The organism is Umezawaea sp. (assembly GCF_057122925.1).
The window spans coordinates 56,131-82,745 of record NZ_DBNGPQ010000155.1; the positions used below are offsets into that span (position 1 = coordinate 56,131).

Annotated in this window: 28 protein-coding genes; 12 read left to right on the plus strand and 16 right to left on the minus strand. The window is 71.9% G+C overall.

Annotated elements, in window-relative coordinates; all coding sequences use genetic code 11:
• Positions 1 to 156 precede the first annotated feature (156 nt).
• Positions 157 to 543 (minus strand): cold-shock protein, encoded by a 387-nt coding sequence (locus AC156L_RS34960; RefSeq protein ID WP_330878165.1) that lies wholly within the window; start codon positions 541 to 543, stop codon positions 157 to 159.
• A gap of 123 nt (positions 544 to 666) precedes the next feature.
• Here AC156L_RS34960 and AC156L_RS34965 point away from each other — a divergent pair, with 123 nt between their 5' ends.
• The gene (locus AC156L_RS34965; RefSeq protein WP_330878166.1) at positions 667 to 870 is read left to right on the plus strand and encodes a hypothetical protein; all 204 of its coding nucleotides are present in this window, start codon (positions 667 to 669) and stop codon (positions 868 to 870) included.
• On the opposite strand, the gene AC156L_RS34970 is transcribed toward AC156L_RS34965, so the two are convergent.
• Positions 857 to 1,480: an HAD family hydrolase gene (locus AC156L_RS34970; RefSeq protein ID WP_330878167.1), complete on the minus strand. Its 624-nt coding sequence runs from the start codon at positions 1,478 to 1,480 to the stop codon at positions 857 to 859. The genes AC156L_RS34965 and AC156L_RS34970 overlap by 14 nt on opposite strands.
• An 82-nt stretch (positions 1,481 to 1,562) precedes the next feature.
• On the opposite strand from AC156L_RS34970, the gene AC156L_RS34975 reads away from it, so the two are divergent.
• Positions 1,563 to 2,129 carry a TetR/AcrR family transcriptional regulator gene (locus tag AC156L_RS34975; RefSeq protein WP_330878168.1) on the plus strand — a complete coding sequence of 189 codons (567 nt, stop codon included), beginning with the start codon at positions 1,563 to 1,565 and terminating at the stop codon, positions 2,127 to 2,129.
• Between the two features lie 49 nt (positions 2,130 to 2,178).
• Positions 2,179 to 3,408, plus strand: a complete 1,230-nt coding sequence (locus tag AC156L_RS34980; protein ID WP_330878169.1) for an Nramp family divalent metal transporter — start codon at positions 2,179 to 2,181, stop codon at positions 3,406 to 3,408.
• Here AC156L_RS34980 and AC156L_RS34985 read toward each other — a convergent pair.
• Positions 3,390 to 4,361 carry a Gfo/Idh/MocA family protein gene (locus AC156L_RS34985; protein WP_330878170.1) on the minus strand — a complete coding sequence of 324 codons (972 nt, stop codon included), beginning with the start codon at positions 4,359 to 4,361 and terminating at the stop codon, positions 3,390 to 3,392. The two genes, AC156L_RS34980 and AC156L_RS34985, sit on opposite strands and share 19 nt — an antisense overlap.
• 32 nt (positions 4,362 to 4,393) lie before the next feature.
• On the opposite strand from AC156L_RS34985, the gene AC156L_RS34990 reads away from it, so the two are divergent.
• Positions 4,394 to 4,768 carry a YccF domain-containing protein gene (locus AC156L_RS34990; protein WP_330878171.1) on the plus strand — a complete coding sequence of 125 codons (375 nt, stop codon included), beginning with the start codon at positions 4,394 to 4,396 and terminating at the stop codon, positions 4,766 to 4,768.
• A 58-nt stretch (positions 4,769 to 4,826) separates the two neighbouring features.
• Here AC156L_RS34990 and AC156L_RS34995 read toward each other — a convergent pair whose 3' ends face one another.
• Positions 4,827 to 6,428, minus strand: coding sequence for an AMP-binding protein (locus AC156L_RS34995; RefSeq protein WP_330878172.1), 1,602 nt, complete (start codon positions 6,426 to 6,428; stop codon positions 4,827 to 4,829).
• Between the two features lie 115 nt (positions 6,429 to 6,543).
• On the opposite strand from AC156L_RS34995, the gene AC156L_RS35000 reads away from it, so the two are divergent.
• From AC156L_RS35000 to AC156L_RS35010, 3 genes are read left to right on the plus strand one after another with little or no spacing between them, the layout of a single operon-like run.
• Positions 6,544 to 6,906 carry a GntR family transcriptional regulator gene (locus AC156L_RS35000; protein WP_330878173.1) on the plus strand — a complete coding sequence of 121 codons (363 nt, stop codon included), beginning with the start codon at positions 6,544 to 6,546 and terminating at the stop codon, positions 6,904 to 6,906.
• Complete coding sequence (locus AC156L_RS35005; RefSeq protein WP_330878174.1) at positions 6,903 to 7,781, plus strand: ABC transporter ATP-binding protein; 879 nt, start codon at positions 6,903 to 6,905, stop codon at positions 7,779 to 7,781. The genes AC156L_RS35000 and AC156L_RS35005 overlap by 4 nt, the downstream gene beginning before the upstream one ends.
• Positions 7,778 to 8,488 carry a hypothetical protein gene (locus AC156L_RS35010; RefSeq protein WP_330878175.1) on the plus strand — a complete coding sequence of 237 codons (711 nt, stop codon included), beginning with the start codon at positions 7,778 to 7,780 and terminating at the stop codon, positions 8,486 to 8,488. Before AC156L_RS35005 ends, AC156L_RS35010 begins: the two co-directional genes overlap by 4 nt.
• Before the next feature lie 4 nt (positions 8,489 to 8,492).
• Here AC156L_RS35010 and AC156L_RS35015 read toward each other — a convergent pair whose 3' ends face one another.
• The 3 genes from AC156L_RS35015 to AC156L_RS35025 form a co-directional block, all read right to left on the minus strand.
• A complete protein-coding gene (locus AC156L_RS35015; RefSeq protein ID WP_330878176.1) occupies positions 8,493 to 9,293 on the minus strand; it encodes a metallophosphoesterase family protein in 801 nt (266 codons plus the stop codon).
• Between the two features lie 90 nt (positions 9,294 to 9,383).
• Positions 9,384 to 10,166 carry an HAD-IIA family hydrolase gene (locus AC156L_RS35020; protein WP_330878177.1) on the minus strand — a complete coding sequence of 261 codons (783 nt, stop codon included), beginning with the start codon at positions 10,164 to 10,166 and terminating at the stop codon, positions 9,384 to 9,386.
• A gap of 37 nt (positions 10,167 to 10,203) precedes the next feature.
• Positions 10,204 to 10,659, minus strand: coding sequence for a MarR family winged helix-turn-helix transcriptional regulator (locus AC156L_RS35025; protein WP_330878178.1), 456 nt, complete (start codon positions 10,657 to 10,659; stop codon positions 10,204 to 10,206).
• Between the two features lie 146 nt (positions 10,660 to 10,805).
• On the opposite strand from AC156L_RS35025, the gene moaA reads away from it, so the two are divergent.
• The gene (moaA, locus tag AC156L_RS35030) at positions 10,806 to 11,864 is read left to right on the plus strand and encodes a GTP 3',8-cyclase MoaA (RefSeq protein ID WP_330878179.1); all 1,059 of its coding nucleotides are present in this window, start codon (positions 10,806 to 10,808) and stop codon (positions 11,862 to 11,864) included.
• A gap of 1 nt (position 11,865) precedes the next feature.
• On the plus strand, positions 11,866 to 12,120 hold the full coding sequence (locus AC156L_RS35035; RefSeq protein ID WP_330878180.1) for a MoaD/ThiS family protein: 255 nt from the start codon (positions 11,866 to 11,868) through the stop codon (positions 12,118 to 12,120).
• A 15-nt stretch (positions 12,121 to 12,135) separates the two neighbouring features.
• On the opposite strand, the gene AC156L_RS35040 is transcribed toward AC156L_RS35035, so the two are convergent.
• Complete coding sequence (locus AC156L_RS35040) at positions 12,136 to 15,009, minus strand: ATP-binding protein (RefSeq protein WP_484407637.1); 2,874 nt, start codon at positions 15,007 to 15,009, stop codon at positions 12,136 to 12,138.
• 415 nt (positions 15,010 to 15,424) lie between these two features.
• Here AC156L_RS35040 and AC156L_RS35045 point away from each other — a divergent pair, with 415 nt between their 5' ends.
• A complete protein-coding gene (locus AC156L_RS35045) occupies positions 15,425 to 16,093 on the plus strand; it encodes a transglycosylase family protein (protein ID WP_330878249.1) in 669 nt (222 codons plus the stop codon).
• 649 nt (positions 16,094 to 16,742) lie between these two features.
• Here the strand turns inward: AC156L_RS35045 and AC156L_RS35050 are convergent.
• The 4 genes from AC156L_RS35050 to AC156L_RS35065 form a co-directional block, all read right to left on the minus strand.
• Positions 16,743 to 17,669, minus strand: a complete 927-nt coding sequence (locus AC156L_RS35050) for a molybdenum cofactor biosynthesis protein MoaE (RefSeq protein WP_484407638.1) — start codon at positions 17,667 to 17,669, stop codon at positions 16,743 to 16,745.
• Entirely contained in the window at positions 17,666 to 18,148 is a 483-nt protein-coding gene (moaC, locus tag AC156L_RS35055; RefSeq protein ID WP_330878183.1) for a cyclic pyranopterin monophosphate synthase MoaC, read from the minus strand. Before moaC ends, AC156L_RS35050 begins: the two co-directional genes overlap by 4 nt.
• Positions 18,149 to 18,164: 16 nt before the next feature.
• The gene (locus AC156L_RS35060; protein WP_330878184.1) at positions 18,165 to 19,556 is read right to left on the minus strand and encodes an NAD-dependent malic enzyme; all 1,392 of its coding nucleotides are present in this window, start codon (positions 19,554 to 19,556) and stop codon (positions 18,165 to 18,167) included.
• Between the two features lie 119 nt (positions 19,557 to 19,675).
• Positions 19,676 to 19,861 (minus strand): hypothetical protein, encoded by a 186-nt coding sequence (locus tag AC156L_RS35065; RefSeq protein ID WP_330878185.1) that lies wholly within the window; start codon positions 19,859 to 19,861, stop codon positions 19,676 to 19,678.
• A gap of 72 nt (positions 19,862 to 19,933) precedes the next feature.
• Here AC156L_RS35065 and AC156L_RS35070 point away from each other — a divergent pair, with 72 nt between their 5' ends.
• Positions 19,934 to 22,189, plus strand: a complete 2,256-nt coding sequence (locus AC156L_RS35070) for a helicase-associated domain-containing protein (RefSeq protein WP_330878186.1) — start codon at positions 19,934 to 19,936, stop codon at positions 22,187 to 22,189.
• 129 nt (positions 22,190 to 22,318) lie between these two features.
• Positions 22,319 to 22,552, plus strand: a complete 234-nt coding sequence (locus AC156L_RS35075) for a hypothetical protein (RefSeq protein WP_330878187.1) — start codon at positions 22,319 to 22,321, stop codon at positions 22,550 to 22,552.
• Between the two features lie 108 nt (positions 22,553 to 22,660).
• Here the strand turns inward: AC156L_RS35075 and AC156L_RS35080 are convergent, their stop codons facing one another.
• The 4 genes from AC156L_RS35080 to AC156L_RS35095 all read right to left on the minus strand — a co-directional run.
• Positions 22,661 to 23,266, minus strand: a complete 606-nt coding sequence (locus AC156L_RS35080; protein WP_106185428.1) for a GTP-binding protein — start codon at positions 23,264 to 23,266, stop codon at positions 22,661 to 22,663.
• Complete coding sequence (locus AC156L_RS35085) at positions 23,247 to 24,029, minus strand: DUF742 domain-containing protein (protein WP_259624405.1); 783 nt, start codon at positions 24,027 to 24,029, stop codon at positions 23,247 to 23,249. Before AC156L_RS35085 ends, AC156L_RS35080 begins: the two co-directional genes overlap by 20 nt.
• 29 nt (positions 24,030 to 24,058) lie before the next feature.
• Entirely contained in the window at positions 24,059 to 24,478 is a 420-nt protein-coding gene (locus AC156L_RS35090) for a roadblock/LC7 domain-containing protein (protein ID WP_106185427.1), read from the minus strand.
• Positions 24,475 to 26,615 (minus strand): sensor histidine kinase (locus tag AC156L_RS35095; protein ID WP_484407639.1); only part of this gene is annotated, 2,141 nt, incomplete at its 5' end. The genes AC156L_RS35090 and AC156L_RS35095, both read right to left, overlap by 4 nt.

Below are 26,615 nucleotides of genomic sequence, written 5' to 3' on the forward strand. Positions count from 1 at the left end.
CCCCAAGTCACATCGGCCGCGTTCCGTGACCTGCGTCTTGCTGTTGGCCGTGGTCACCAGGACTGACGCACCGCCGCGCCGCCCTGCCGGGCCACCCCGACCTTGCCGCTCCGCCGGGCGCCTCGCCTCTCCGGAGCGCCCTGCCTGCCGCCGCGGTTACGGGTCCAGTTCCCTGGCCACCGCGCGGACCACCTCTGCTACCAGTTTTGTGGTCTTGCGGTCCGGGTAGCGGTTTCTGCGGAGGTCTGGCTGGATCTTCATCTCCAGCAGTTTGATCATGTCTTCCACCAGGCCGTGCAGTTCCTCCGCCGGGCGGCGCCTCGCCTCTGCCACCGAGGGGGCCGGGTCCACCAGGCGGACCGACAGGGCCTGAGGGCCTCGGCGGCCTTCTGCCATGCCGAATTCGATGCGCTGTCCGGCCTTCAAGCCCTCGACGCCCGGAGGGAGCGCGGACTTCCGCACGTAGACGTCCTCGCCACCGTCCTGGGTGACGAAGCCGAAGCCCTTCTCGGTGTCGTACCACTTGACCTTGCCGGTCGGCACTGCCCTCACCATTCCCTTGCTTTCACATGACGAAGCGCCCCGGGCGTACCCAGGACGCGTTCCCCCAGAGTAGCCAGAAGACCGGCGTGCGGGCACCTCCGATTGCGCGACTACCCTCGCGCCATGACCGCTCCGAAGCTGATGCCGCTGGCACTGGGGTTGTTCGCGCTCGGCCTGGTGGCCATCGTGGCAGTTTTCGCGCTCTTCGCGGCGGGGAAGAACGACCTGCCGGTCTGGTTGAACGTCGCCGCGTGCCTGTTGACCCCGGTCGGCTTGGCCCTCGGGGTGCTCAGCGCCGTGCGGAACTCCAGGTCTAGGCGGCGCTGAGGCGTTCGGCGTTCGCGCGCAGCCAGGTCGGGAAGCCGGTGAGGTCGGGCAACACCACGTCGGCGCCCTCCTCCTTCAGCTCGGCCTCGCTGCACGGGCCGGTGGTCACGCCCACGGCCAGCGCGCCCGCGGCCTTGGCGCCGCGGATGTCACCCAGGTGGTCGCCCACGTAGACCGACGCTCCGTGCAGGAGCAGCGCCTCCGCCTTTCCCGTGGACCAGACTCCGCCGATCAGGTGGTCCACCTCCCAGTCGAACGCGTCGAGGTGCAGCTTGGCGTTCTGCCGGTACTTGCCGGTGACGACGACCACGGTGCCCGCCAGTGCGCGCACGGCCGCAAGCGATTGCGCCGCGCCGGGCAGGGCGATCGTGGACGGGATGACGACGTCGGGGTAGAGGGCGCGGAAGCGGTCGACCAGGTGCGGGATCTCCTCCTCGGGGACGCCGAAGTCGCGGTAGACCATGTCCAGCGGCGGGCCGAGGTGGGCGGCGAAGTGGTCGCCGTCCAGCGGGTAGCCGGTTTCCGCGGCCACCGCGTTCATCACGGCCGCCATGCCCGGCCGGGGGTCGATGAGGGTCATGTCGAGGTCGAATCCCACGGTCAACGGCACGGGCTCACTCTACGTGGATTGACGAAAAGCGGTCCCCCGTCCAGGTGATGGGCAGTACGGCCGAATATGTAAGGCTCGGGGTGTGAGCCGAACCACTGAGAACGCGCTGCGCGAGAGCCTGCTCGCCGTCGCCGCGGAGGACCTGGCGGCGAACGGCTTCGCCGGGTTGCGGATGGCCGACGTGGCCAGCCGGGTCGGGGTGAGCAGGCAGACGCTCTACAACGAGTTCCGCAACAAGGTGGGACTCGTGCAGGCCGTGGCGCTCCAGCGGACGGCCGAGTACCTGGCCGGGATCGAGCAGCGGCTGGCGGAGGCACCGGACCCGTTCGACGGGATGCGGGACGCACTGGCGTTCCTGCTGGCTCGGGCCTCGGAGGACCGGCTGGTGTCGTCGGTGGTGACCGGCGCGGACGCCGAGGACCTGCTGCCGTTCCTGACCACCAGGGGGCTGCCGGTGCTGGTGCCCGCGAGCGCGGTGGTGGCGGCGCACCTGCGGCGGCGGTGGCCCGACCTGCCCGGCGAGCGGGCTGACCAGGCGGCTGAGACGATCGTGCGGCTGGCGCTGAGCCACCTGCTGCTGCCCAGCGGCCCGCCGGACCGGGCCGTGGACGCCATGATCACCGTCGCGAGGGCCGTGCTGCCGGAGTGACCCGAGCTTGTTGCCATGATGTGGCGACAAGCTGTCGAGGAGGTCACCGGTGGTCGCGCTCCGCCCGAAGGCCGCCCGCGTCAGAGCGGGTGCCGCGCTGCTCGGTCCCGCCTTCGTGGCGGCCATCGCCTACGTCGACCCCGGCAACGTCGCCACGAACACCGCGGCGGGCGCGCGGTACGGGTACCTGCTGGTCTGGGTGCTGGTCGTGGCCACTGCGATGGCCGGGCTGGTGCAGTACCTGTCGGCCAAGCTCGGGCTGGTCACCGGTCAGTCGCTGCCGGAGGCCGTGCGCGACCGGGTGCCGAGGCCGGTGCGGCTCGCCTACTGGGGCCAGGCGGAGGTCGTGGCGATGGCCACCGACCTCGCCGAGGTGCTCGGCGGCGCCATCGCGCTCGCCCTGCTGTTCGACCTGCCGCTGCTGGTCGGTGGCGTGATCACCGGTGTGGTGTCGACCGCCCTGCTGCTCGTGCAGGACCGGCGGGGTCAGCGGCCGTTCGAGCGGGTCGTGACGACGCTGCTGGTCGTGGTCGCCGTCGGGTTCGCCGCGGGCCTGTTCGTCGACCCGCCGTCGGTCGCGGGGACCGTCGGCGGCCTGGTCCCCCGGTTCGACGGCGCGGACAGCGTGCTGCTCGCGGCCGGGATGCTGGGCGCGACCGTGATGCCGCACGCCGTGTACCTGCACTCGGCGCTGGCCCGCGACCGGCACGGCAGGCCGGAAGGGGGTGCGCCGCGCCGACGGCTGCTGGCCGCGACCAAGGTCGACGTGGTGGTCGCGATGGTGTTCGCGGGCGCGGTGAACCTGGCCGTGCTGCTGCTCGCCGCGAGCGCCCTGCGCGGCCTGCCGGACGTGGACGGCCTGGAGGGCGTGCACGCCGCAGTCGGCTCGCGGCTCGGCGGCGGGATCGCGCTGCTGTTCGCCGTCGGCCTGCTCGCGTCGGGCTTCGCGTCCACCGCCGTCGGCTGCTACGCGGGCGCGGTCGTGGTGGACGGCCTGCTGCGGTTCCGGATCCCGCTGCTGGTCCGCAGGCTCGTCACGCTCGTGCCCGCCCTCGTCGTGCTCGCCGTCGGCGTCGACCCGACGCAGGCGCTCGTGCTGTCGCAGGTCGTCCTGTCGTTCGGCATCCCGTTCGCGCTGGTCCCGCTGGTGTGGTTGACGGCACGCCGGTCCGTCATGGGCACGGCCGCCAACCACGTCGGCACCACCGTCGCCGCCGGTGCCGCGTCGGTGGCCGTGATCGCCCTCAACCTCGTGCTGGTCTACCTCACGTTCGCGTAGTCCACGCCCAGCGCGCCGAGGGCCGTGGTGAGCGTGCGCATCACGGCCAGGGTGTCGTCCAGCGTCATCTCGGGGCTCTCGGTGTACCCGGCGGCGACCCGCTGCGTGACCTCGGTCATCTGGTAGGTGTAGCCGGTGCCCTCCAGCTCGACCCGCTCCTCGACGCCGTTGACGACGATCGCCGCCGGGTTGAAGAACGGCTCCGGGACGTCGATCCGGCCGCCGCTGCCGACGATCGTGGCGCTCACCTCCGGCGTGCTGGTCAGCGAGCACGTGAGCAGCGCGTGCGCCCCGCTGCCGTAGGCGAGCAGCAGGGCCACGTCGGCGTCCACGCCGGTCGGCGCGAGCGACCCGTGCACGGTGATCGACTCGGGCTCGCCCAGCACCATGTGCGCGAACGACACCGGGTAGACGCCGAGGTCGAGCAGCGCGCCGCCGCCGAGCGCCGGGTTCCACAGCCGGTGCGACGGGTCGTAGTCGGCGGTGAAGCCGAAGTCCGCGTGCACCGCCCGCACGTCACCGATGGCGCCCTCGGCCACCAGCGACTTGATCCGGCGGACGAGCGGGTTGAACCGCGTCCACATCGCCTCCATCAGGAACAGGTTCCGCTCGCGGGCCAGGTCGACGAGGTCCTGCGCGTCGGCCAGCGTCAGCGTGAACGCCTTCTCGCACAGCACGTGCTTGCCCGCCAGCAGGGCCGCCCGCGCCACCTCGTGGTGCTGGGCGTGGGGAGTGGCCACGTAGACCACGTCGACGTCCGGGTCGGCCAGCAGGTCGGCGGTGCTGCCGTAGGCGCGCGGGATGCCGTGCTTCGCGGCGAACTCCTGCGCGCGCGGCAGGGCGCGCGACGAGACGGCCAGCACTTCGGCACCACGCACCAGAAGCAGGTCGGCGGTGACGACGTCAGCGATACCACCAGGGGCGACAACGCCCCAACGCACGGGATTGGTCACAGCACGGCAGCCTAATCAGGCAAGATCGGGGCATGCGCCTAGTCCTCAATCTGATCTGGTTCGTCCTCTCCGGGTTCTGGCTGGCGGTGGGCTACGCGATCGCCGGGATCATCTGCTGCGTCCTGATCATCACCATCCCCTGGGGCCTGGCGTCGTTCCGGATCGCGAACTACGCGCTGTGGCCGTTCGGCCGCACGGTGGTGGACCGCCCGGACGCGGGCGCGGCCTCGCTGATCGGCAACATCATCTGGATCGTCGTGGCGGGCATCTGGCTGGCCATCGGCCACGTGGTCACCGGCATCGCGCTGTGCGTCACGATCATCGGCATCCCGCTGGGCATCGCGAACTTCAAGCTGATCCCGGTCTCCCTGATGCCGCTGGGCAAGGTCATCGTCGACGTACCGTGACCACCGGGGCGAGGCCAGGTGGTGGACCGCGGAAAATCACCACCAGCCCCGTTCCGGCTCACCCCGGCCCGAGCAGCTCCACGGCCTCCGCGCGCATCTGCACCTTGCGCACCTTCCCGGTCACCGTCATCGGGAACTCGTCCACGACGTGCACGTACCGCGGGATCTTGTAGTGCGCCAGCTCGCCGGTGCAGAACTCCCGCACCGCCTCGGCGGTGAGGGTGGGCGCGCCGGGCCGGAGCCGGACCCACGCCATCAGCTCCTCGCCGTAGCGGGCGTCCGGCACGCCGATGACCTGCGCGTCGAGGACGTCCGGGTGGGTGTGCAGGAACTCCTCGACCTCCCGCGGGTACACGTTCTCGCCGCCGCGGATCACCATGTCCTTGATGCGGCCGGTGATGCTCACGTAGTCGTCGGCGTCCATGACGGCGAGGTCCCCGGTGTGCATCCACCGCGCGGAGTCGATCGCCTCGGCCGTCTTGTCCGGCTGGTCCCAGTAGCCGAGCATCACCGAGTACCCGCGGGTGCACAGCTCGCCGGGCTCGCCGCGCGGCACGGGCCTCCCGGTGACCGGGTCGACGACCTTGACCTCCAGGTGCGGCCCGACCCGGCCGACGGTCGACACCCGGCGGTCCAGCGAGTCGTCGGCACGGGTCTGCGTGGAGACCGGTGACGTCTCGGTCATGCCGTAGCAGATCGACACCTCGCGCATCCCCATGCGGTCGATGACCTGCTTCATCACCTCGACGGGGCACGGCGACCCGGCCATGATCCCGGTGCGCAGCGACGACAGGTCGTAGGTGTCGAAGTCCGGCTCGGCCAGCTCGGCGATGAACATCGTCGGCACGCCGTACAGCGAGGTGCAGCGCTCCTCCGCGACCGCGCGCAGCGTGGCGGCGGGCGAGAAGCCCTGCGCCGGAACGACCACGCACGCGCCGTGCGAGGTGGCCGCCAGGTTGCCCATGACCATCCCGAAGCAGTGGTAGAACGGCACCGGGACGCAGATCCGGTCCACCTCGGAGTACCCGCACAGCTCACCGACGAAGTACCCGTTGTTGAGGATGTTGTGGTGCGACAGGGTCGCGCCCTTCGGGAAGCCGGTGGTCCCCGAGGTGTACTGCACGTTGATCGGGTCGTCGGCCGACAGCTCGGGGAACCCCGGCCGTTCCCGCGCGGCCAGCAGCTCCGTCCACTCCGGACTCCCGAGCAGCACGACCTGCTGGAGCCCGGAGCACTTCGGCCGCACCTGCTCGACCATCCCCGCGTAGTCCGACGTCTTGAACTCGCGCGCGGCGATCAGCGTGCGCACGCCGGACTGGTTGAGCACGTGCTCCAGCTCGTGAGCCCGGTAGGCCGGGTTCACGTTGACCATGATCGCGCCGATCTTGGCGGTGGCGTACTGGACGAACACCCACTCGGCGCGGTTGGGCGCCCAGATCCCGACCCGGTCGCCGACCCGCACGCCGGACGCGAGCAGCCCGGCGGCGAGCGCGTCGACCTCGGCGGCGAGTTCGGCGTAGGTCCAGCGGCGGCCGGTCTCGCACTCGACCAGCGCCTCCCGGTCGCCGAACCGGGCGACGGCGCGGTCGAAGTTCGCGCCGATCGTGTCCCCGAGCAGGGGAACCGTCGAGGTACCGGACGAGTAGCTGACCGTGGACACGACGACCTCCCGCGACGACGTTGGAGCGCCCACCCACCTTCGCACGGCGGCTTGACGAAAGCAGCCTCTCTGGTGCTACGGTTCGTTACTCAAGTAACGAACCAGGGAAGTGCTGATGTTCGACGACCGGAGCCCGATCTACCGGCAGATCGCCGACCGGATCAAGGCCGACGTGCTGTCCGGGGCGTTGGAGGCGGACCAGCAGGTCATGTCCACCAACCAGTACGCGGCCTTCTACCGGATCAACCCGGCGACGGCGGCGAAGGCGTTCCAGCAACTGGTCGACGAGGACGTGCTCTACAAGAGGAGGGGGATCGGGATGTTCGTGAGCCCGACGGCGCGCGACGCGCTCCGAGCGCGGGGACGGGAGACGTTCTTCGGGCAGGTGGTCGACCCGATGGTGGCGGAGGCCAGGTCCATCGGGGTCCCGCTGACCGACGTGATCAAGCGGATCGAGCAGCTGGAGGACGGCCGATGAAGGTCGACGTCCAGAACCTCGTCGTCCGCCACGGCGACGTGACGGCGGTCGACGACCTGTCGTTCTCGTTGGCGGAGAACAAGGTCTACGGCCTGCTCGGCCGCAACGGGGCGGGCAAGTCGTCGCTGATGTCGGTGCTCGCGGCGTTCCGCAGGCCCACCTCGGGCACCGTGCTGGTCGACGGCGAGCCAGTGTTCGAGAACCGCCGCGCGACCAGCCGGATCTGCCTCGTCCAGCACGGCGTCGACCCCGCCGACAAGGGCGACAGGCTGAAGGACGCGCTGTCCCTCGCGGCCGCGCTGCGCGAGAACTGGGACGCCGAGTACGCCGAGCGGCTGATGGAGCTGTTCGGCCTGCCGCACGGCACGAAGCTCGGCCAGCTCTCGCTCGGCCAGCGGTCCGCGTTCGGCGTCGTCGTCGGCCTCGCCAGCCGGGCGCCGCTGACCATGTTCGACGAGTCCCACATCGGCATGGACACCCCGACCCGCTACGCGTTCTACGACGCGCTGCTGTCGGACTTCATGACCTCGCCGCGCACGGTGGTCCTCTCCACGCACCTCATCGAGGAACTCGCCTCCCTGCTGGAGGAGGTCGTGATCATCGACTCCGGCAGGCTCGTCCTGCACGAGGAGACCGAGGCGGTCCGCTCGCGCGGCACGTCCGTCACCGGCCCGATCGGCGCCGTCGACCGCTTCGTCGAGGGCCTCACCGTGCTCAACCAGAAGCAGCTCGGCCCCACCAAGTCCGCGATGGTCTACGGGGCGCTGGACCAGGCCCACCACGCCACCGCCCGCACCGAGGGCCTCGACCTGGGCCCGGTCCCCCTCCAGGACCTGTTCGTCCACCTCACCGAACCGGCGGGAGAACCCCGATGAAGTGGCCCGTCGCCCGACTCCTCTCCTCCACGCTGCTGCCGTTCACCGCGCTCGTGTTCGCCGCGGGCTGGGTGGCCGTCCTGCTGCTGGTGCTCGGCGTCTCCCTGGTCAAGGACATCGGCGTCAGCGGCTGGGACATGGCCTCCGCCCAGGTCGCCCGCTGGTTCATGTTCGGCCTCGGCCTGCACCTGGCCAGGAAGCTCCTCCAGGTCGCCGTCGTGCACGGCCGCACGCGCCGCGAGTACGTCGCGCAGGCGAGCGCCTTCACCGTCGCGCTGACGGCCGTGGCCGCGGCCTGCGTGGCGCTCGGCTACGTGCTCGAATCCCTCGTCTACCGGGCCGCGGGGTGGCGGCAGGGGCTGGAGCAGCCGCACTTCGACAGCGCGACGGACGTGCCCGCGGTCTTCCTCGCCCACTGGGGGGTGTTCGGGGTGTGGACGGCCGTGGGGATGCTCGTCGTCAGCGGCTTCGACCGCCTCCAGACGGGCGGCGTGCTCACCCTGCTGCTCGGTGTCGCGCTGATCCTGCCCGCCGTCGTCACCGTCGGCCGGTCCGGCTCGCTGCCGTTCTTCCGCGACCTGGACCTCACCGCGACGGCGTCGCTCCCGCTCGCGCTCGCCCTGTGCGCCGGGAGCTGGGCCCTCGGCCTCCTGCTCACGTGGGGCCTGCTCCGCGACGTGCCGGTCAAGGCCAGGGCGGCCGTGTGACCGGTCAGCCGTAGGGCAGCTCGACGACCAGGCACGGACCACCGCTGTACAGGCCCGCGTCGATGGCCAGCACCCGGTCCTCGGCGTACTGGAGGGGACCGTCGATCTGCGCGGGCGGCACCCCGAGCTGGTCGGCGATGACGCTGTGGCCGTGCACGACGACCTTGCCGCCGAGCTGGTCGAGCATCTGGTCGGCGACCTCGGCGCCGTTCGTGCCGCGGAACGCGTAGCGCGTGGTCATCTTGCGCCAGCACTCCCACCAGTCGGTCAGGTCGTCGTCGGCGACCACCTCGCGGACGGCGTCGTTGACCTCGTCGATCGTGTCGCCGTACTCCAGGTACGCCAGCGTGTCGGAGTGCATCAGCAGGTGGTCGTCGACGAGCGTCAGCACCGGCCTGCTGGTGAGCCACCGGATGTGCTCGTCGGTGAGGCGGTCCTGGTCGCTGCGCAGACCGCCGTTCATCAGCCAGCTCCGCTCGAAGCTGCGGGGGCTGGGCGCACCGGGCACGTTCGCGTTGCCGAAGCGGTGCATGCCGAGCAGCAGCACCTCGTGGTTGCCCAGCAGGGCGTTCACGCTGCCCCCCGCCTCGGCCGCCTCCTCCGAGAGCCGCATGACCAGCTCGATCACGCCGATCCCGTCCGGTCCGCGATCGACGAAGTCACCGAGGAACCACAGCTCGGACTCACCACCGCACCAGTCTCCGTCGGAGTCGAGGAGGTCGGCGAGGTGCAGGGAACGAGCGAGTTCCGCGAGGTGCCCGTGCACGTCGCCGACCACGAAGAGCTTGCGCTGGTCGGTGTCCACGGACCTACTTTATGGTCGCCGCTCCGCGGACCCCGGCTCGGCCGTCACAATTCGGCACGTCGAGCCCCTGTTCTCCGGTCGGGGAGCGGTTCAGAAGGGGTCGGCGGAGTTGCCCACCAGCTCCGCGATGGAGCTGATCACCCTGGTCGGGCGGAAGGGGTACATCTCGGCCGTCGAGTCGGCGGAGATGCCGGAGAGCACGAGGATGGTCTGGAGGCCCGCTTCCAGACCCGCGCGGATGTCGGTGTCCATGCGGTCGCCGATCATCAGGGTGTTGGCGGAGTGGGTGCCCAGCGCGCGCAGCGCCGACCGCATCATCAGCGGGTTGGGCTTGCCCACGAAGTAGGGCTCGCGGCCGGTGGCGCGGGCGATCAGGGCGGCCACGGCGCCGGTCGCCGGGAGGGAGCCCTCGCGGCTCGGGCCGGTGGCGTCCGGGTTGGTGGCGATGAACTTCGCGCCCTCCTCGACCAGGCGGATGGCCTTGGTGATGGCGGTGAAGCTGTAGGTGCGGGTCTCGCCGAGCACCACGTAGTCCGGGTCGCGGTCGGTGAGGACGTAGCCGATCTCGTGCAGCGCGGTGGTCAGGCCCGCCTCGCCGATGACGAACGCGGAGCCGTTCGGGCGCTGCGAGTCCAGGAACTTGGCCGTGGCCAGCGCCGACGTCCAGATCGCGGTCTCGGGCATGTCGAGCCCCGTCCGCGCCAGGCGCGCCCGCAGGTCGCGCGGCGTGTAGATCGAGTTGTTGGTCAGCACGAGGAACTTGATGTCGTTCCCGGTCAGCTCCGCGACGAACTCGCTGGCGCCGGGGATCGGGTGCTCCTCGTGCACCAAGACGCCATCCATGTCCATGAGGTAGTTCCAGCGCTCCGGCATGCGGCACATGATTCACCCGAGCGTGGAAACGGGCTAGTCAGCCCTTGACCACGCGCGCGCGGAACACGTCGATGGACGCCTTGTTGTAGCGCTCCAGCACCTCGATCTCGGCGGGGGTGAACCCGGAGAGCACCTCCTCGACGGTGGCGAGCGCGCCCTCGAAGAGGTGGGCGAACTTGTCGGCGTTCTGCTGGGTCACCTCGACCAGCACCTTGCGGCGGTCGTGCGGGTCGCGCACGCGGCGGACGTACCCGGCGCGTTCGAGCCGGTCGATCACGCCCGTGACGGCGCCGGTGGACAGCCCGGACAGCTCCGCGATGCGGCCCGCCGTGAGGGCTCCGTCGGCGCGCACGGCCAGGTCGAGGCACTTCTCGTCGGTGGCCGACAGCCCCATGTGCTCGGCGACGCGGCTGTGGAACATCACCGTCAGCGCACTCATCTCGCGGGCGTACCAGGCGAACCGCTCCAGCACGTCGGACGGCACCTCGGCCATGACCACGCTCCTCTTGGCTTGTTCAACATCTTAGCGACTAAGACAGGGTGGCCATCTTCGACCTTGTGGGTGACCACGACTGCCTCGTCCGTCACAGCGGGCTCTGTGACGCCACCCACATGGGTTTCCGCACTACCCTGGCGGAGGTGACAGCAGTCGAACTCGGGTTGCCAGTCGTGCGCGGCACGCCGGACGCTTCCACGCGACCGGACAGGCCGGAACTGGTCGACCGCTTCGGTCGGGTGGCGACGGACCTCCGGGTGTCGCTGACCGACCGCTGCAACCTCCGGTGCACCTACTGCATGCCCGCCGAGGGCCTGGACTGGCTGCCGACGTCGCAGGTGCTCAGCGACGAGGAACTGGTCCGCCTGCTCGCCGTCGCCGTGACGAAGCTCGGGGTGACGGACGTCCGCTTCACCGGCGGTGAGCCGCTTCTCCGCCGCGGCCTGGAGGACGTGATCTCCGCCACGGCCGCGCTGGCGCCCCGGCCGAAGATCTCCATGACCACCAACGGCCTCTCGCTGGCCAAGCGCGCCTCCGGACTGGTCGAGGCGGGCCTGAACCGCGTGAACGTCTCGCTGGACACCCTCGACCGGGCACGGTTCCACGAGCTGACCCGGCGCGACCGGCTCGACGACGTGTTCGAGGGCATGGCCGCGGCCCGCGCCGCGGGCCTCGACCCCGTCAAGATCAACTCGGTGCTGCTGCGCGGCGTGAACGAGGACGAGGCCGTGCCGCTGCTGCGGTACGCCGTCGAGCACGGCTACCAGCTGCGGTTCATCGAGCAGATGCCGCTCGACCCGCAGCACGGCTGGGACCGCACCAGCATGGTCACCGCCGCCGAGATCCTCGCCTCGCTGAGCGCCGAGTTCGACCTCACCCCCGAACCCGTCGCCCGCGGCGGCGCCCCGGCCGAGCGCTGGCTCGTCGACGGCGGCCCCGCCGTGGTCGGCGTCATCGCGTCGGTCACCAGGCCGTTCTGCGCCGCCTGCGACCGGACCCGCCTGACCGCCGACGGGCAGCTGCGCAACTGCCTGTTCAGCCAGTCCGAGACCGACCTGCGCGCCCCGCTGCGCGCGGGCGCCACCGACGACGAGATCGCCGACCTGTGGCGCGCGACGATGTGGGCCAAGGCCGCCGGGCACGGCATCAACGACGCCGGGTTCAGCCAGCCGGACCGGCCGATGAGCGCGATCGGAGGATGAGGTGCCCGAACTGACGGTGCGGTACTTCGCGGGAGCACGGGCCGCGGCCGGGGTGCCGGACGAGAACATCGAGCTGCACGGCGCCCCCACGGTCGCCGACGTGCTCACCGCGGTGCGCGAGCGGCACGGCGAGCCGCTGACCCGCGTGCTCGCGGCGGCGAGCTTCCTGCTCGACGGCGTCGCCGTGCGCGACCGCGGGGTCGCCGTGCGGTCCGGGGCGCTGCTGGACGTGCTGCCGCCGTTCGCGGGCGGCTGACGGGCCCGGCGGAGGTCATCCGGGCGGCTGGTCTCCGGGCGGCTGGTCGCCCGGCCCCTGGTCTCCGGGCCGCTGGTCTCCGGGCCGCTGGTCTCCCGCCCGCTGGTCTCCCGCCTGCTGGTCTCCGGGCGACTGGTCCAGCAGCTCGCGCACCTCGGCCGCGTTCGGGGCGTCGAGTTCCTCGAACACCTCCAGCGCGGCGCGCCAGCACTCGGCGGCGGCGCGCTCGTCGCCCAGTTCCCGCCGCACCCGACCGAGCACCACGAGGGCGTGCGCCTCGCCGATCCGGCGACCCGTCCGGCGGCTGAGGTCCAGCGCCGCCCCGCCCTGCCGCAGCGCCTCGGCCAGGTCCCCGAGCGCCAGGTGGACGGCCGCCGCCTCGGCGAGGACGCGTGTGCGGCGGACGTGCAGCTGACCGTTCCGCGCGGCCTCGTCCGAGTCGCGCACGTGCCGCAGCGCCGTGTCCAGGTCGCCGAGCAGGCGGTGGCTGGTGGCGAGGCCGAGGTGGGCGTCCACCAGTCCGCGCAGGTAGCCCGTGCCCGCGCTGGTCGTCAGGGCCGAGCGGTGGTGCCGCACCGAGCCGAGCAGGTCGCCGAGCGCCGCGTGCACGCGGCCGAGCGTGTTGCTGGAGTCGACCTCGCCCTTGCTGTCCGCCGCCTGCTTCGCCAGGTCGAGGCCGTGCAGGGCGCGGGCGAGCGCGGCCTCCGGGCGGCCGAGGTCGAGTTCGACGTTGGCCATGCTGTCGACGCCGCCCGCGCGGAAGACCAGGCCGACGTCGACGGTCTCGTGCGACGCCAGCGCGACGCGGAGGTGCTCCTCGGCCTGCGGGAGGTGGCCCATCAGGTAGTAGGTGTCGCCGATGTGGGCGGTCGAGAACGCGACGCCGTACGCCAGGTCGTTCTCCCGCGAGATCCGCAGGACCTCCAGGACGTGCTCCATGCTGCGGTCCAGCGGGCCGAGGTCGATGTGGACGCCCGCGAGGTTGAACAGGGTGGGCGCCTGCTGGACGGGCGGCTCCGACCGCTTGAGCACCAGTGACTCGCGGAGGGCCGCGGCGGCCGCGTCGAGCCTGCCCAGGTCCCAGTTGACGATGGCCTGGTTGGACAGCACGGCGCTCACGTCCAGCGGGGTGCCGACCTCGCGGGCCAGGTGCAGGGCCTTGGTGAACTCGTCGACGGCGAGGGCGAGCCCGCCGCCGCGCCAGTGGGCCAGCGCGAGGCCGCGGCGGGCGACGAACTCGCCGAAGCGGTCGGCCGCGGCGGCCTCCAGCGCGGCCTCCGAGGCGGTGAGCCAGTCGGACAGGTGGCCGTGGAAGTAGAAGTAGCCGCGGGAGAGGTCGGTGAGCAGCCAGGCCACCTCGGGACGGCCGAAGCGGGCCGCGCGGACGGCGGTCGCGACGAGCGTGGCGCGCTCGGCGTCGAACCACGCCAGCGCGTCCTCCGGCTCCTCCACGACCGGGATGCCGTCGGGGAGGTCGACGCGGTGGAACTCCGGGTTGAGCGCGCGCCCGGCGGCCAGGGTCGCGCCGAGCAGGTGGTCGAGGAAGCCGCCGAGCGGGTCGGGCTCGGCCATGCCCGCGGCGTAGAGGCGCAGCAGGTCGTGCATGAGGTAGCGGTCGGGTGCCGACTGCTGCACGAGGCTCGCGCCGACGAGCACGTCGAGCAGGTCCCGCGCGTCCGACCCCAGCACGGCGGTCGCGGTCGCCGTGCCGAAGTCCGGGCCGGGCACGTGGCCGAGCCTGCGGAACAGGCGCTGGGCGTCCGGGGTCAGCGCCCGGTAGGAGAGGTCGAACGCGCGCCGCACGGCGACGTCCCCGTCGACCGACAGCGCCGCGAGCCGGTCGGTGTCGCGGAGTTCGGCGGCGTAGTCCGCCACGTCGTCCGGGTAGCGGCCCGCGAGGTTCGCGCCCGCGATGCGCAGGGCGAGCGGCAACCGCCCGCACAGCCGCACCAGCTCGTCGACCGCGGCGGGCACCTCGTCGACCAGCTCGTGGCCGATCATGCCGCCGAGGAGGTCGCGGGCGTCCGCGTCGGTCAGCTCGCCCAGCTCGACCTGGTGGACGCCGGGGGCGGTGGACAGGTCGTGCCTGCTGGTCACCAGCGCCGCGCAGCCCGGCACCTCGGGGCGCAGCGGGCGGAGGACGTCCTCGGTGGCGTTGTCGAGGAGCACGAGGACGCGCCTGCCCCCCAGCGCCGCCCGGTAGGCCCGGACCTGGTCGTCCAGCCGCACCGGGATCGCGTCCGGCGGGGTGCCCAGCGCGCGCAGGAACCGCGACAGCATCCGCTCGGGCGCCACGGGTTCGCCCGGCGCGTACGCGCGCAGGTCGCCGTAGAGGACCCCGTCGGGGAAGCGGGACCGCAGCCGGTGCGCCGCGCGCACGGCGAGCGCGGTCTTGCCGATGCCCGGCGGGCCGGAGATCACCAGGACGGGTGAGGTGGCGGAGGTCAGCTCGGCCACCTGCTCCTGCCTGCCGACGAAGTCGGGCAGGTCGGACGGGAGCTGGGCCGGGACGGGCGGACCGGGGTCGGCGGGCGCGGTGGCGCGCGACGCCGGGACGTGGGGGGCCGTGCCCGCCGGGGCGGGGTCGGCGAGCGCGTCGACGTTCTCGCGCGGCACGCGGAGGCGGTAGCCGCTCGGTTCGGTGGTCACGAGGTCCGGCACGCCGAGGAGGTGGCGGAGCCTGAGAACGGCGGCCCGCACCGCGCCGCGCGGGTCCGCGGGCGGACCGTCGGGCCACATCCGCTCGATCAGGGTGGCCATCGGGACGGGTTGGTCGGCGTCCAGCGCGAGGGCGGTGACCAACGCCGCGAGCCGGTCGCCCTGGACCTCGACGCGGCGGCCGTCGACGACGATCCCCGGCCTCCCGATGATCTTGACCTCGACGTGCACGGCTTGATCGTATGCACGGTGCGGACGTCCGCGCAGCTTGTCCACGGGTGGAGCAACGACGTGAGGCACGCCTCACTCTGGGTGATCCATCTCGATTGATCTCGGAACGGAAACGGACCGATAACGGCCCGTTGAGCTGCATAAATAGCAGGATATTACGCCATTCCGACCCCTCACTGTGACGTGAGTCACGTGCCGAACTGTTTGGCGTCTCGTCGTTGGTTACGTACGGTCGCTAATCGACTGGCCCCGAACCAGTCACGAGCTACACCGGGAGACCGAGCACCGAGCCCTGTCCAGCGGTCCCCCGGCACACAACCCCGAGCGAGAAATCCCGCCGGACAGGGGCTGAGGAACGTGACCGGGCCCGACCCCGAGTTCCCCGTGCAGGTGCTGGTGGACCGTGAGGAAAATGATTTCTAACCGAGGCAAGCACCGCCAGCTGTCCAGTACCGCTCGCAGCATCGCCAAGGTGGCAGTGGCAGGCATCATCGTCGGTGCGCCGCTCAGCATGGCCGCGGGAACCGCTCAGGCCCAGGGCAACGTGAACTGGGACGCCGTCGCGCAGTGCGAGAGCGGTGGCAACTGGGCCATCAACACCGGCAACGGCTACTACGGTGGCCTCCAGTTCTCGCCGAGCACGTGGTCCTCCAACGGAGGCACCGGTTCGGCCGCCAACGCGTCGCGCGAGGAGCAGATCCGCGTCGCCGAGAACGTCCTGCGCTCGCAGGGCATCAACGCGTGGCCGGTCTGCGGCCAGAAGGGCCTCGGCGGTGGCGGTGCCCCCGTCGCGGCGGCCCCGGCCCAGGCCCCGGCCCAGCAGCAGCAGAAGGCCGCTCCCGCGCCGTCCCAGCAGCGGACCGCTCAGGCGCCCGTGCGCCAGCAGGCGCCCGCGCCGGTCGTGCTCGCCCTGCCGTCGAACAACCCGGCTGGCGACTACGAGGTCAAGCCGGGCGACAGCCTGTCGAAGATCGCCGACGAGCTGAAGGTCGAAGGCGGCTGGCAGAAGCTGGCCGAGCTGAACAAGGACTTCATCCCGGCGCCGGACCTGATCACGCCCGGTCTGAAGATCGCCACCAAGTAGGACCTGCTCGGCTCGTGCCGAGTGCCGGACCAGGGACCCCATCCGCTTCCCCCCGCGGACTGGGGTCCCTGCCGTCGGTCGCCCGCCTTCTTCGGGCGGGTCGGCCGCCGCGGTCCGCGCGTGGTGAGGCGGCGCAGCGGTCCCTGCCCACCGCGGTTCGCGGGCGGTGACGTGGCACAGCCGACCCCGCCCACCGTTGTTGGGGGGTGGGACGGCACAGCAAACCCATCCGCCGTTTGTTGGGGGTGGTGAGGTCGCACAGCGAACCCCGCCCGCCGCTATTTGCGGGTGAGGTGGCACAACAGGGCCCGCCCGCCACGGCTCGCGAGCGGTGACGTGGCACAACAAGGCCCGCCCGCCGCGGCTCGCGAGCGGTGACGTGGCACAGCCGACCCCGCCCACCACGGTTGAGGCTGCCCGGTGTGGTTGTGCGGCGGCTGGCTCGGGATGCCGGTGGTGCGTCCTGGTGCGGAGCACGGCGAACCGGACACCGCAGCGTCGCCGGGCCGGTCAGGTCAGATCAGGTCTGCGAGGAAGCACGCCCGTGTCAGCGTGCGGTCGCCAGTCCTGGCCGGGTGCTCGCCCGTGGTGGTCTGCTCCAGGCCGGCAGGCACCCTCAAGCCTGACCCGCGGTCGGCCGAGCCGAGGGTCAGGGGCAGTTGACCCACTCGTCGGTGCCGTCGGTGAAGACCTGGCGCTTCCACACGGGCAGCCTGCGCTTGACCTCGTCCACCAGCTCCGAGCACACCGCGAACGCCTCCTTGCGGTGTTCGGCGGCGACCGCGACGGCCAGCGCGACGTCGCCGATCGCCAGCGGCCCGACGCGGTGCGAGACGGCGAGAGCCCGGACGCCCTCGTAGCGGCCCGCGATGTCGGCGGCCACCTCGGCGACCACGTCGGCCGCGCTGGGGTGGCCGACGTACTCCAGCTCCCGCACGGAACGGCCGCCGTCGTGGTCGCGGACGACCCCGGCGAACGTGACCACGGCACCCGCGCCCGCGTCCTCGACCAGCGCGGCGTGCTCCTCGACCGACAGCGGGGATTCGCTGACGGTCGCGCGCAGCACGGCCGCGGGGCCCGTGTGCGGCGGGGCGTGGGTGTGGACGTGGTCGCCGCCGCGGAGCTGGTCGACCGCGTGGTCGAGCACGAGACCCAGGACCTCCAAGCCGTCGCGGACGCCGCCGGTGGAACCGGGCAGGTTCACGACGAGCGTGCGGCCCGCCACCCCCGCCAGGCCGCGCGACAGCACGGCGGTGGGGACGGTGGGCCAGCCGGACTGGCGGATCGCGTCCGCGAGGCCCGGCACCTCGTAGTCGAGGACCGCCCTGGTCGCCTCCGGGGTGCGGTCGGTCGGGTTGACGCCCGTGCCGCCGGTCGTGACGACGACGTTCACCTCGGCCGCCACGGCCTGCCGCAGTGCGTCGGCCACCGGTTCGCCGTCGGGGACGACGAGCGCGTCGGGGACGTCGAACCCCTTGTCGCGCAACCAGTCCACGATGATCGGTCCGCCGCGGTCGGCGTACACGCCGGACGCGGCGCGGTTGGACGCGGTGATGACACGTGCCGTGGTGCTCATCTGCCCTCCGGGCGGATCCAGGTGCCGGTCTTGCCGCCGTCCTTGCGCTCGACGCGGACCGCGTCCATCGACGCGGCCGGGTCGACGGCCTTCACCATGTCGTGCAGGGTCAGGCCCGCGACGGACACCGCGGTGAGCGCTTCCATCTCCACGCCGGTCCGGTCGGTCGTGCGGACGGTGGCGGTGATGCGGACCTCCGCCTCGCCCAGTTCGAGGTCGACCTTCACGCTCGACAGCGCGAGGGGGTGGCACAGCGGCACCAGTTCGGACGTGCGCTTCGCGGCCATGATGCCCGCGATGCGCGCGGTCGCCAGCGCGTCGCCCTTCGGCAGACCGTCCCCGGCGAGCAGTGCCACGACCTCGGTCGTCGTGCGCACCACCCCGGTCGCCACCGCCGTCCTGGTGGTGGGTTCCTTGCCGGAGACGTCGACCATGCGCGCCGCGCCGCTGGAATCGAGGTGGGTGAACTGCTTGGTCATACCACCGACCTTATTCCTAGACCTTCGCGGCGGCCGCTTCCTTCCGGACCGCTTCCGCGACGGCGCCCGCGACCGTGGCGTCGAACACGCTGGGCACGATGAACGAGGCGTTCAACTGGTCCGGCGACACGACGTCGGCGATGGCGTTGGCGGCGGCCAGCAGCATCGCGTCGGTGATGGTCCTGGCGTGCGCGTCGAGCAGGCCGCGGAACACGCCGGGGAACGCCAGCACGTTGTTGATCTGGTTCGGGAAGTCGCTGCGCCCGGTGGCCACGACGGCGGCGTGCTTCTGCGCCTCCATCGGGTCGATCTCCGGATCCGGGTTGGCCAGCGCGAACACGATGGCGTCGGAGTTCATCGTCGCGACCTGCTCGGCGCCGAACAGGTTGGGCGCCGAGACGCCGATGAAGACGTCCGCCTCGACGAGCGCGTCGTGCAGGCGGCCCTTCAGGTTCTTCTTGTTCGTCCGCTCGGCGATGGACTTGAGGTTGCTGTCCATGTTCCCGCGGTCGCGGTGCACGATGCCGTCGACGTCCACGGCGATCACGTCGCCGGGCGTCTGCTGGAGCAGCAGGCGGATGATCGCGGAACCCGCCGCGCCCGCGCCGCACACGACGATCTTGCAGTCCTTGATGTCCTTGGCGACCACGCGGAGCGCGTTGCGCAGCGCGGCGACGACCACGATGGCGGTGCCGTGCTGGTCGTCGTGGAACACCGGGATGTCGAGCATCTCGCGCAGCCGGGCCTCGATCTCGAAGCAGCGGGGCGCGGCGATGTCCTCCAGGTTGATGCCGCCGTAGACCGGCGCGAGGATCTGCACCGTGCGGATGATCTCCTCGGTGTCCTGCGTGTCGAGGCAGATCGGCCAGGCGTCGACGCCCGCGAACTTCTTGAACAGCGCGGCCTTGCCCTCCATCACGGGCAGGGCGGCGGCCGGGCCGATGTTGCCGAGGCCGAGCACGGCGGACCCGTCGGTGACGACGGCCACGGTGTTGCGCTTGATGGTGAGGCGGCGCGCGTCCTCGGGGTTCTCCGCGATGGCCTGGCACACGCGGGCGACGCCCGGCGTGTAGGCGCGGGAGAGGTCGTCGCGGTTGCGCAGCGGCACCTTCGACGTGACCTCGATCTTGCCGCCGAGGTGCACCAGGAACGTGCGGTCGGACACCTTGCGGACGACGATGCCGGGCAGCGTCTCCAGCGTGTCGGTGATGTCCTTCGCGTGGTTCGCCGAGAGGGCGTTGCACGTGAGGTCGATGACGACGCGGTCGCCGTGCGACTCCACGACGTCGAACGCGGTGATCACACCGCCCGCGTGGCCAACCGCGCTGGTCAGGTCACCCGCGGCGCTCGCCGACGGGGGTGCCTCCAGTCGAACGGTGATCGAGTAACCAGGGCCGGGGACCGGCATCGAACCTCCCACATCAGTACTGCCCACGCGGGGGTCGAGGGTAGTCGCCAACCAATTACGGAACTCGCGCGACTCGACGAACGGGCCGCCGCCGTCCGGAGCGGCGGCCCTCGCCGGGACTACCTGTTGATCTCGGTCACCGGGTGCCGGTACGGCAGCTCCTCGGGCGCCAGGGGGAAGGGCATGTGCCCGAAGGGCGACTGCGCGCCCTGGCTGTCGCTGGCGAGTTCGCTGACCACGTGCTCGCCCTCGGGCACGACGGGCCAGTGCGGGTCAATGCGCTCAGGGCGTGCGGCCTTCGCCACGGTTCCTCCTCGGTGATGCCTACGTCGGGACAAGTGTGCCCGATGGAGCGGCGCACATATACCGTGGTGCAGATGTCCGGCACCACTCTGGCCGACTGGCTGCGCGCACAGGACGACACCGTGCTCGTGGCGCTGCTGCGCGCCCGGCCGGACCTGGCGACCCCCGTCCCCGCCGACACGGCCGTGCTGGCCGCCCGGATCGCGACCCGCGCGTCGGTGTCGCGGGCGTGCGAGGACCTGGACACGTTCACGCTGACCGTCCTCGAAGCGCTGCTCGTGCTCGACGCCGACCAGCACCCCGTCGCACTGCCCGAGCTGGCGGCGCTCCTGGGCAAGGAGGTCAAGGCCCGGCCGCTCAAGCAGACGGTCGCGCTGCTGCGCGCCCGAGCCCTGCTGTGGGGGCCCGACGACGCCCTCTCGACGCCGCCCGCCAGCCGGGACGCGGTCGCCGCGTTCCCGTGCGGGCTCGGCAGGTCGGTGCCGGAACTGGCGGACCCGGACCTCTCCGACCTGGGCGACGACGAGCGCCGGGTGCTCGGGACGCTGGCCGACGGCCCGCCGATCGGCCAGACCAAGGACGCGGCCCTCGTGGTGCCGCTGGCCCAGGCCCGGACGCCGATCCAGAAGCTGCTCGCCAGGGGTCTGCTGATCCGCCGCGACGGCAAGACCGTGGAGCTGCCGCGCGAGGTGGGCCTCGCCGTGCGCGGCGCCAGGCCGCTCGGCAGGCTCCAGGTCACCGAACCCCCGCTGCGCACGACCGCGCTGGACGCGTCCGTCGTGGACGAGACGGGCGGCGGCGAGGCGATGGAGCTGCTGCGGCACACCGAGTCCCTGGTCGGCGCGTGGTCGGAGGACCCGCCGTCGGTGCTGCGCACCGGTGGCCTCGGGGTCCGGGAGATGCGCCGGATCGCCAAGGACCTGGAGGTCGACGAGACCCGCGCGGCGCTGCTGATCGAGGTGGCCGTGTCCGCCGGCCTGATCGCCGACAGCGAGGGCGTCGACCCGGAGTGGGTGCCGACGGCGCTGGCGGACTCGTGGCTGACCGCGACGCCCGAGGCCCGCTGGTCGACGCTGGCCCAGGCGTGGCTCGACCTCCCCCGGCTGCCCGGCCTCATCGGGCAGCGGGACGAGAAGGAGCGGCTGCTCAACCCGCTGTCGGCCGAGCTGAACCGCCCCGGCGCCCCGCGCGACCGCCGCCGGGTCCTGGAGGCGCTGGCCGGGCTGGCCCCCGGCACGACGATCGCCGACGCGGGCGAGCTGGCGGCCGTGCTGGCGTGGCGGGCGCCGCGCCGCGGCGGCAGGCTGCGCGACGAACTGGTCCGCTGGACGCTGTCCGAGGGCACCGCGCTGGCCGTGCTGTCGCGGGGCGCCATCACCAGCGCGGGCAGGGTGCTGCTCACCGAGGGCCCGGCGCTGGCGTCGAAGCAGCTCACGGACTCGCTGCCCACCCCGGTCGACCACTTCCTGGTGCAGGCCGACCTGACCGTGATCGCCCCCGGCAGGCTGGAACCGGAGCTGGCCGACGACCTGGCGCTGGTGGCCGACGTCGAGTCGGCGGGCGGCGCGACCGTCTACCGGGTCGGCGACAGCTCGGTGCGCCGCGCGTTCGACGCGGGCAAGACCGCGTCGGACCTGCACGAGCTGTTCCGCAGGGGCTCGCGGACCCCGATCCCGCAGTCGCTGACCTACCTGATCGACGACGCCGCCCGCAAGCACGGCAGGCTGCGCGGCGGTGCCGCGGGCTCGTTCCTGCGCTGCGACGACCCGGTGCTGCTCACCGAGGTCCTGGCGCACCCCGTGGCGGACGCGCTGGAGCTGCGCAAGATCGCCCCGACCGTCCTCGTCAGCCCCCTGCCCCTGGGCGACGTGCTGGACGGCCTGCGCGGGGCCGGGTTCGCCCCCGCCGCCGAGGGCCCCGACGGGCGGGTGCTGGATCTGCGGGTGGGCGGACGTCGCATCCCCGGCAAGGCCCGCACCTCCCGGCGCCCGGTCCACGTGCCGACGCCGAGCGAGGAGCAGCTCGTGGAGCTGGTGCGCCTGGTCAAGGCGGGTGACCGGGCGAGGTCGACCCAGCGGGGCGAGCGCGTCACGGTGCCCGCGAACCACGGCAACGGCCCCTCGGCCACGGTGGACCTGCTCCAGCGGGCCGCGAGGGAGGGCCGCAGCGTCCTGGTCGACCTGGTCGACTCGCACGGCACGGCGGCAACCCGCGTGATCAAGCCGCAGATCGTCGGCGGCGGTGTCCTGGAGGGCTACGACCTCAGCTACGGCGAGGTCCGCCGGTTCCCGCTGCACCGCATCACGTCGGCAGCGCTCGTCGAGGACTGACCCGGCCGGTGCGCCTTCACGGAGGGTGAGACCCGGTCGGGGAAGCGGAGCACCCGATGGGGATTTCGGAGCGGCTTACCGTCGAGGAGCGGCGCGCACCACCGCGCCGCACCGGCGAAGGAGCAGCCCATGACCGAACACGGGTGGGTGCGGAGGGCCACCTCCGCGGCCGCGGTCCTGGCGGTCGTCCTGGCGGGCGCGCTGAACACCTGGGCGAACTCGGGTGACGCGTGGACCCACGGGGCGCCGAGGTCGGCCGACACCATCCAACCGGTGCCGGAGGTGGCCGTTCCTCCGCCGCCACCGGCCGGGCCCGCGGCAGTGGACGCCGCCCGATCCGACCTGGAGGGCTATGGCCGCTGACCACTCGGTACGACACGACCCGCACCGGCGTTCACCGCGTGCGCCGAAGGCCTGGTGCGGTCTCCCCGGACGGGGGGAGGCCGGACCAGGCCCGGTACAGCGTCGTGATCAGCCTGCGCGGACGGACATCCACTGGCGCATGGCGTGCTCGACCAGCGTGATCAACGTCTGCTTGGTCGACTGCCGGTTGCGCGCGTCGCAAGTCACTATCGGCACGGACTGATCGATCGTCAGCGCCTCCCGCACGTCTTCGATGCGGTGGTGCAGCAACCCGTCGAAGCAGTTCACACCGACGACGTACGGCAGCTGCCGGTCGTCGAAGAAGTCGATCGACGCGAACGCGTCGGCCAACCTCCGGGTGTCGACCAGGACGATGGCGCCGATGGCACCACGGACCAGGTCGTCCCACATGAACCAGAACCGGTGCTGACCCGGCGTACCGAACAGGTACAGGATCAGGTCGCTGTCCAGGGAGACGCGGCCGAAGTCCATCGCGACGGTGGTGGTGACCTTGTTCGGCGTCGCCGACAGGTCGTCCACACCCGCGCTGGCTTCGGTCATCACCGCCTCGGTGGTCAACGGCACGATCTCGGACACCGAGCCGACGAAGGTCGTCTTGCCCACGCCGAAGCCACCCGCGACCACGATCTTCGCGGAGGTCGTCGGCTTCCGTGCGCCCTCGGCGCCCTGGGGACTAGAGCCTGCGAAGCCCACTGAGCACCCTCTCAAGGAAGTCAATGGAAGGTCGGTCTCCCACGACCAGACCACCCTGGTGAATCAAAACCAAACCCATGCTGGCCATGTCACCGATCAGCACCCGCACGACGCCCAACGGCAGTCGGAGGTGTGCGGCGACTTCGGCCACGGACCGGGTGTCCGTGCAAATCCCGCAAATCGACCGGTGTTCCGGTAGCACCGCCGCGTCACGTTCCAGCCCGCGGTCACTGGTGGACACCAGTGCCTCGATGGCCAGATCGTAGTCCGGCCTCGTGCGCCCACCGGTCCGGGTGTACGGACGGACCAGTGATCCCGATTCTGCCGCCGGGTTCTCCTCCCGTCTCACGATCGGCTGCTGGCCGGTCGTGTACGGGAGTTGTTCCGGAACGCTGTCAGGGAGGTTGTGGGCACCGAAGAGATCAGCGCCCGGTCCTCCGAACAGACCACTTCCGTACCCGTCGATGTCGAAACGGTTCGGCACGTCGTCGTAGTCGTACGACGAATCGTCAACCTCACGCTGAGACATGTCGTCTAGCCCCTGCCCTGTGCCATCGATCTCCGCGCTCTCGCGTTTCGGTCGGCCGCGCTTGCGGCGGACGACCGGCTTGACGCTCGGTGCAACCACTCCATCGGCTTCCTCATCATCCGGCGCGGGGTCGGCGGCGTCCGGATCCGAGAACTGGAAGCCCCCGACCGCCCACTCCTGGTAGTTGAAACCGCTACCGAAGCGACGACCGTGGGCGCCCGATCTCTCAGCCATCTCCGCTCACCCCCACACTCTCATGAGGTCTACCGCCTTACCACGCCCTGGAGCTGAGCGCGCAGCTCCGGGGTGAGTTGCTGGCCGACTCTCTCGACCAGCAGGGTCATCTCGTACGCGACGAGACCGATGTCGCAGTTGGGCGCGGCGAGTACGGCGAGGCACGACCCGTCGCTGATGGACATCAGGAACAGGTAACCCCGTTCCATCTCGACCACGGTCTGGTTCACGCCACCGGCCTCGAAGCAGCGAGCCGCACCTGCGGTGAGGCTGACCAGACCGGATGCCACCGCCGAAAGCTGTTCGGCCCTGTCCCGTGGCAAGCCCTGCGAGCCGGCGAGCAGAAGCCCGTCCGCCGACACGACAACGGCGTGCGCAACACCGGGTACCCGGCGCACGAAGTCGGTGATTAGCCAACCAAAGCTGCCTGGCTGAGCTGCGGTCGTCACTCCTGCTCCTCGTCTTGCCGGCTCGACTGGTCACCAGCGTAAGCGTCGATCAACGCGTGTCGCCCTCGTCGGACGCCCTGCTGAAGACTCGACATCCGTCCACGGATCGCGTCAGGCGACCGTGGTGGCAGCGGGGGTCGCTGCGATTGCTGCGCCGAGGGGATCTTCGGCGCGGCTGACCCCGGCACAAGCTGAGCCTTGGGCACCCGCTTGGGCAACCCCGCTTGTGTCTTGGCGTCTGGCGTCTTGCTGAGCAGTGCCTGGGCAGCGGTCCAGCCTTCATCGGCCGGGGACTGCCAGGCGCTTTCGGCGGTCGGTTCCGCCTGCATCCGTGGGGCCTCCTGCTCCTCTGCCTGCTCGACCTCGACCTCGGCCACCGGCTCCGGTTCGGGGACGGGTGCGGCTTCGGTTCGCGGCGCCCGCTTCGGAAGACCCGAAGCCGACAAACCGTCGAGCCTTGAGGGTACGGAAACCTCGGTGGTGGTGGGAGCCACCGCGGGAACGGGTTTCGGCTTGCGGGTCGGCAGCGCCACTTCCTCGCGCTCCACGACCGCGGGCTCGGGCTCCGGGGTCCTCACCGGTTCGTGCTCCACGGCGGGCACGGCTTGCGCCTTGGCCGCCGAGGTCTCGCTGCCGACAGCCTGGAACCACTGCGACAGGACCGCCTCGTAGATCGGCAGGCGCTCGGTCGGGGCGTCGAGGTCGTGGTCGACCTCCTTGCGCGCGGGCGTGTTGCCGTTGCGCCGCTCCGGCTCGGGCTCCGCCACCGCGGCGCGGGGCACCACGGGCTCGAAGCGGGTCGTCTCGAAGCCCGCCTGGATGGGCGCCGAGGCGTCCTCGTGGCGGTCCTCGTAGGCGGTGAACAGGGTCAGCTCACCGGTGGAGGGACCGGGGTCGTGGGCGTTGGCGTGCTCGGGCCACACCTTCTCCGCGGGCGTCCGGTCGCCCGACAGGGGCAGCCAGACGTTGGAGTCCTCCTCCGGCCTCGTGACGCCGAACGCGGGCACCGCGTTGGGCTCGGGGACGGACTCGCCCCGCACGAAGCTGACCGGCACGTTCACGTCCGGCTGCGCGAAGCCGCCGGTCGAGCCGAACTCCTGCGACGGGAAGTCGCCGGTGTTCGTGAGGCTGCCGGACGAGTGGTACCCGGTCTCGCCCGCGCCGCCCTGCGACGGGAAGCCGCCACCGTCGTCGTCGAAGCGGGGCGAGCCGCTGAACGCACCGGCGATGCCGCTGGCGCGCTGGGCCGGGTTGAAGTCCGTGAGGGACTCGGTCGGTCCGCCCATCGGGGCGGGCGACTGGCCGGGCTGCGCGACGAGCGTGCCGGGGACGACGACGAGCGCGGTGGTGCCGCCCTCGATGTCCTCGTTGACCCGCAGGCGGACCTTGATGTCGTGGCGCTTGGCCAGCCGGGCGACCACGTACAGGCCCATCCGGCGGGACACGGCGACGTCGACGTCCGGCGGGTCGGCCAGGCGCTCGTTGGCGTCGATGATGTCCTGCTCGGCCATGCCCACGCCGCGGTCCTGGATCTCGATCGCCAGTTCACCCTTGCGGGTGCGGGCGGTCCGGACCGTAACCTTTGTCACAGGATCGGAGAACGCGGTGGCGTTGTCCAGCAGCTCGGCGATCAGGTGCACGAGGTCGTTGACCGCGCGGCCCTGGACCGTGAGCTCCGGGGTCTGCCCGACCTGGACCCTCGCGTACTGCTCGACCTCGGACACCGCCGCGCCCAGCACCTCGGCCGCGGGGACGGGCCGGGTGAGGCGGCGCGAGAGGTCCGTGCCGGAGAGGACCAGGAGGTTCTCCGAGTTGCGGCGCATGCGGGTCGCGAGGTGGTCGAGCTCGAACAGGCTGGCGAGCTGGTCCGGGTCCTGCTCGTCCTGCTCCAGCCGGTCGATCAGGTTCAGCTGGCGTTCGACCAGCGCCTGCGAGCGGCGGGACAGGTTGACGAACATCGCGTTGACGTTGTCGCGCAGCAGGGCCTGCTGGGCCGCCAGGCGGACCGCCTCGCCGTGCACCGCGTCGAAGGCGCGCGCCACCTGGCCGACCTCCTCCCGCGTCGCGATCGGCACGGGCGCGATGGCGTTCTGCGCCGCGAGCTGCGGGTTCGGGTCGGCGAGGATCCTCTCGACCG

Excerpts from the sequence above, each read along its gene's own strand:
- AC156L_RS34965 (WP_330878166.1), top strand. The coding sequence starts at position 667 with ATGACCGCTCCGAAGCTGATGCCGCTGGCACTGGGGTTGTTCGCGCTC.
- AC156L_RS34990 (WP_330878171.1), top strand. The coding sequence starts at position 4,394 with ATGCGCCTAGTCCTCAATCTGATCTGGTTCGTCCTCTCCGGGTTCTGG.
- AC156L_RS35000 (WP_330878173.1), top strand. The coding sequence starts at position 6,544 with ATGTTCGACGACCGGAGCCCGATCTACCGGCAGATCGCCGACCGGATC.
- AC156L_RS35005 (WP_330878174.1), top strand. The coding sequence starts at position 6,903 with ATGAAGGTCGACGTCCAGAACCTCGTCGTCCGCCACGGCGACGTGACG.
- AC156L_RS35010 (WP_330878175.1), top strand. The coding sequence starts at position 7,778 with ATGAAGTGGCCCGTCGCCCGACTCCTCTCCTCCACGCTGCTGCCGTTC.
- AC156L_RS35020 (WP_330878177.1), bottom strand. The coding sequence starts at position 10,166 with ATGCCGGAGCGCTGGAACTACCTCATGGACATGGATGGCGTCTTGGTG.
- AC156L_RS35025 (WP_330878178.1), bottom strand. The coding sequence starts at position 10,659 with ATGGCCGAGGTGCCGTCCGACGTGCTGGAGCGGTTCGCCTGGTACGCC.
- AC156L_RS35050 (WP_484407638.1), bottom strand. The coding sequence starts at position 17,669 with ATGAGCACCACGGCACGTGTCATCACCGCGTCCAACCGCGCCGCGTCC.
- moaC (WP_330878183.1), bottom strand. The coding sequence starts at position 18,148 with ATGACCAAGCAGTTCACCCACCTCGATTCCAGCGGCGCGGCGCGCATG.
- AC156L_RS35060 (WP_330878184.1), bottom strand. The coding sequence starts at position 19,556 with ATGCCGGTCCCCGGCCCTGGTTACTCGATCACCGTTCGACTGGAGGCA.
- AC156L_RS35070 (WP_330878186.1), top strand. The coding sequence starts at position 19,934 with ATGTCCGGCACCACTCTGGCCGACTGGCTGCGCGCACAGGACGACACC.
- AC156L_RS35075 (WP_330878187.1), top strand. The coding sequence starts at position 22,319 with ATGACCGAACACGGGTGGGTGCGGAGGGCCACCTCCGCGGCCGCGGTC.
- AC156L_RS35085 (WP_259624405.1), bottom strand. The coding sequence starts at position 24,029 with ATGGCTGAGAGATCGGGCGCCCACGGTCGTCGCTTCGGTAGCGGTTTC.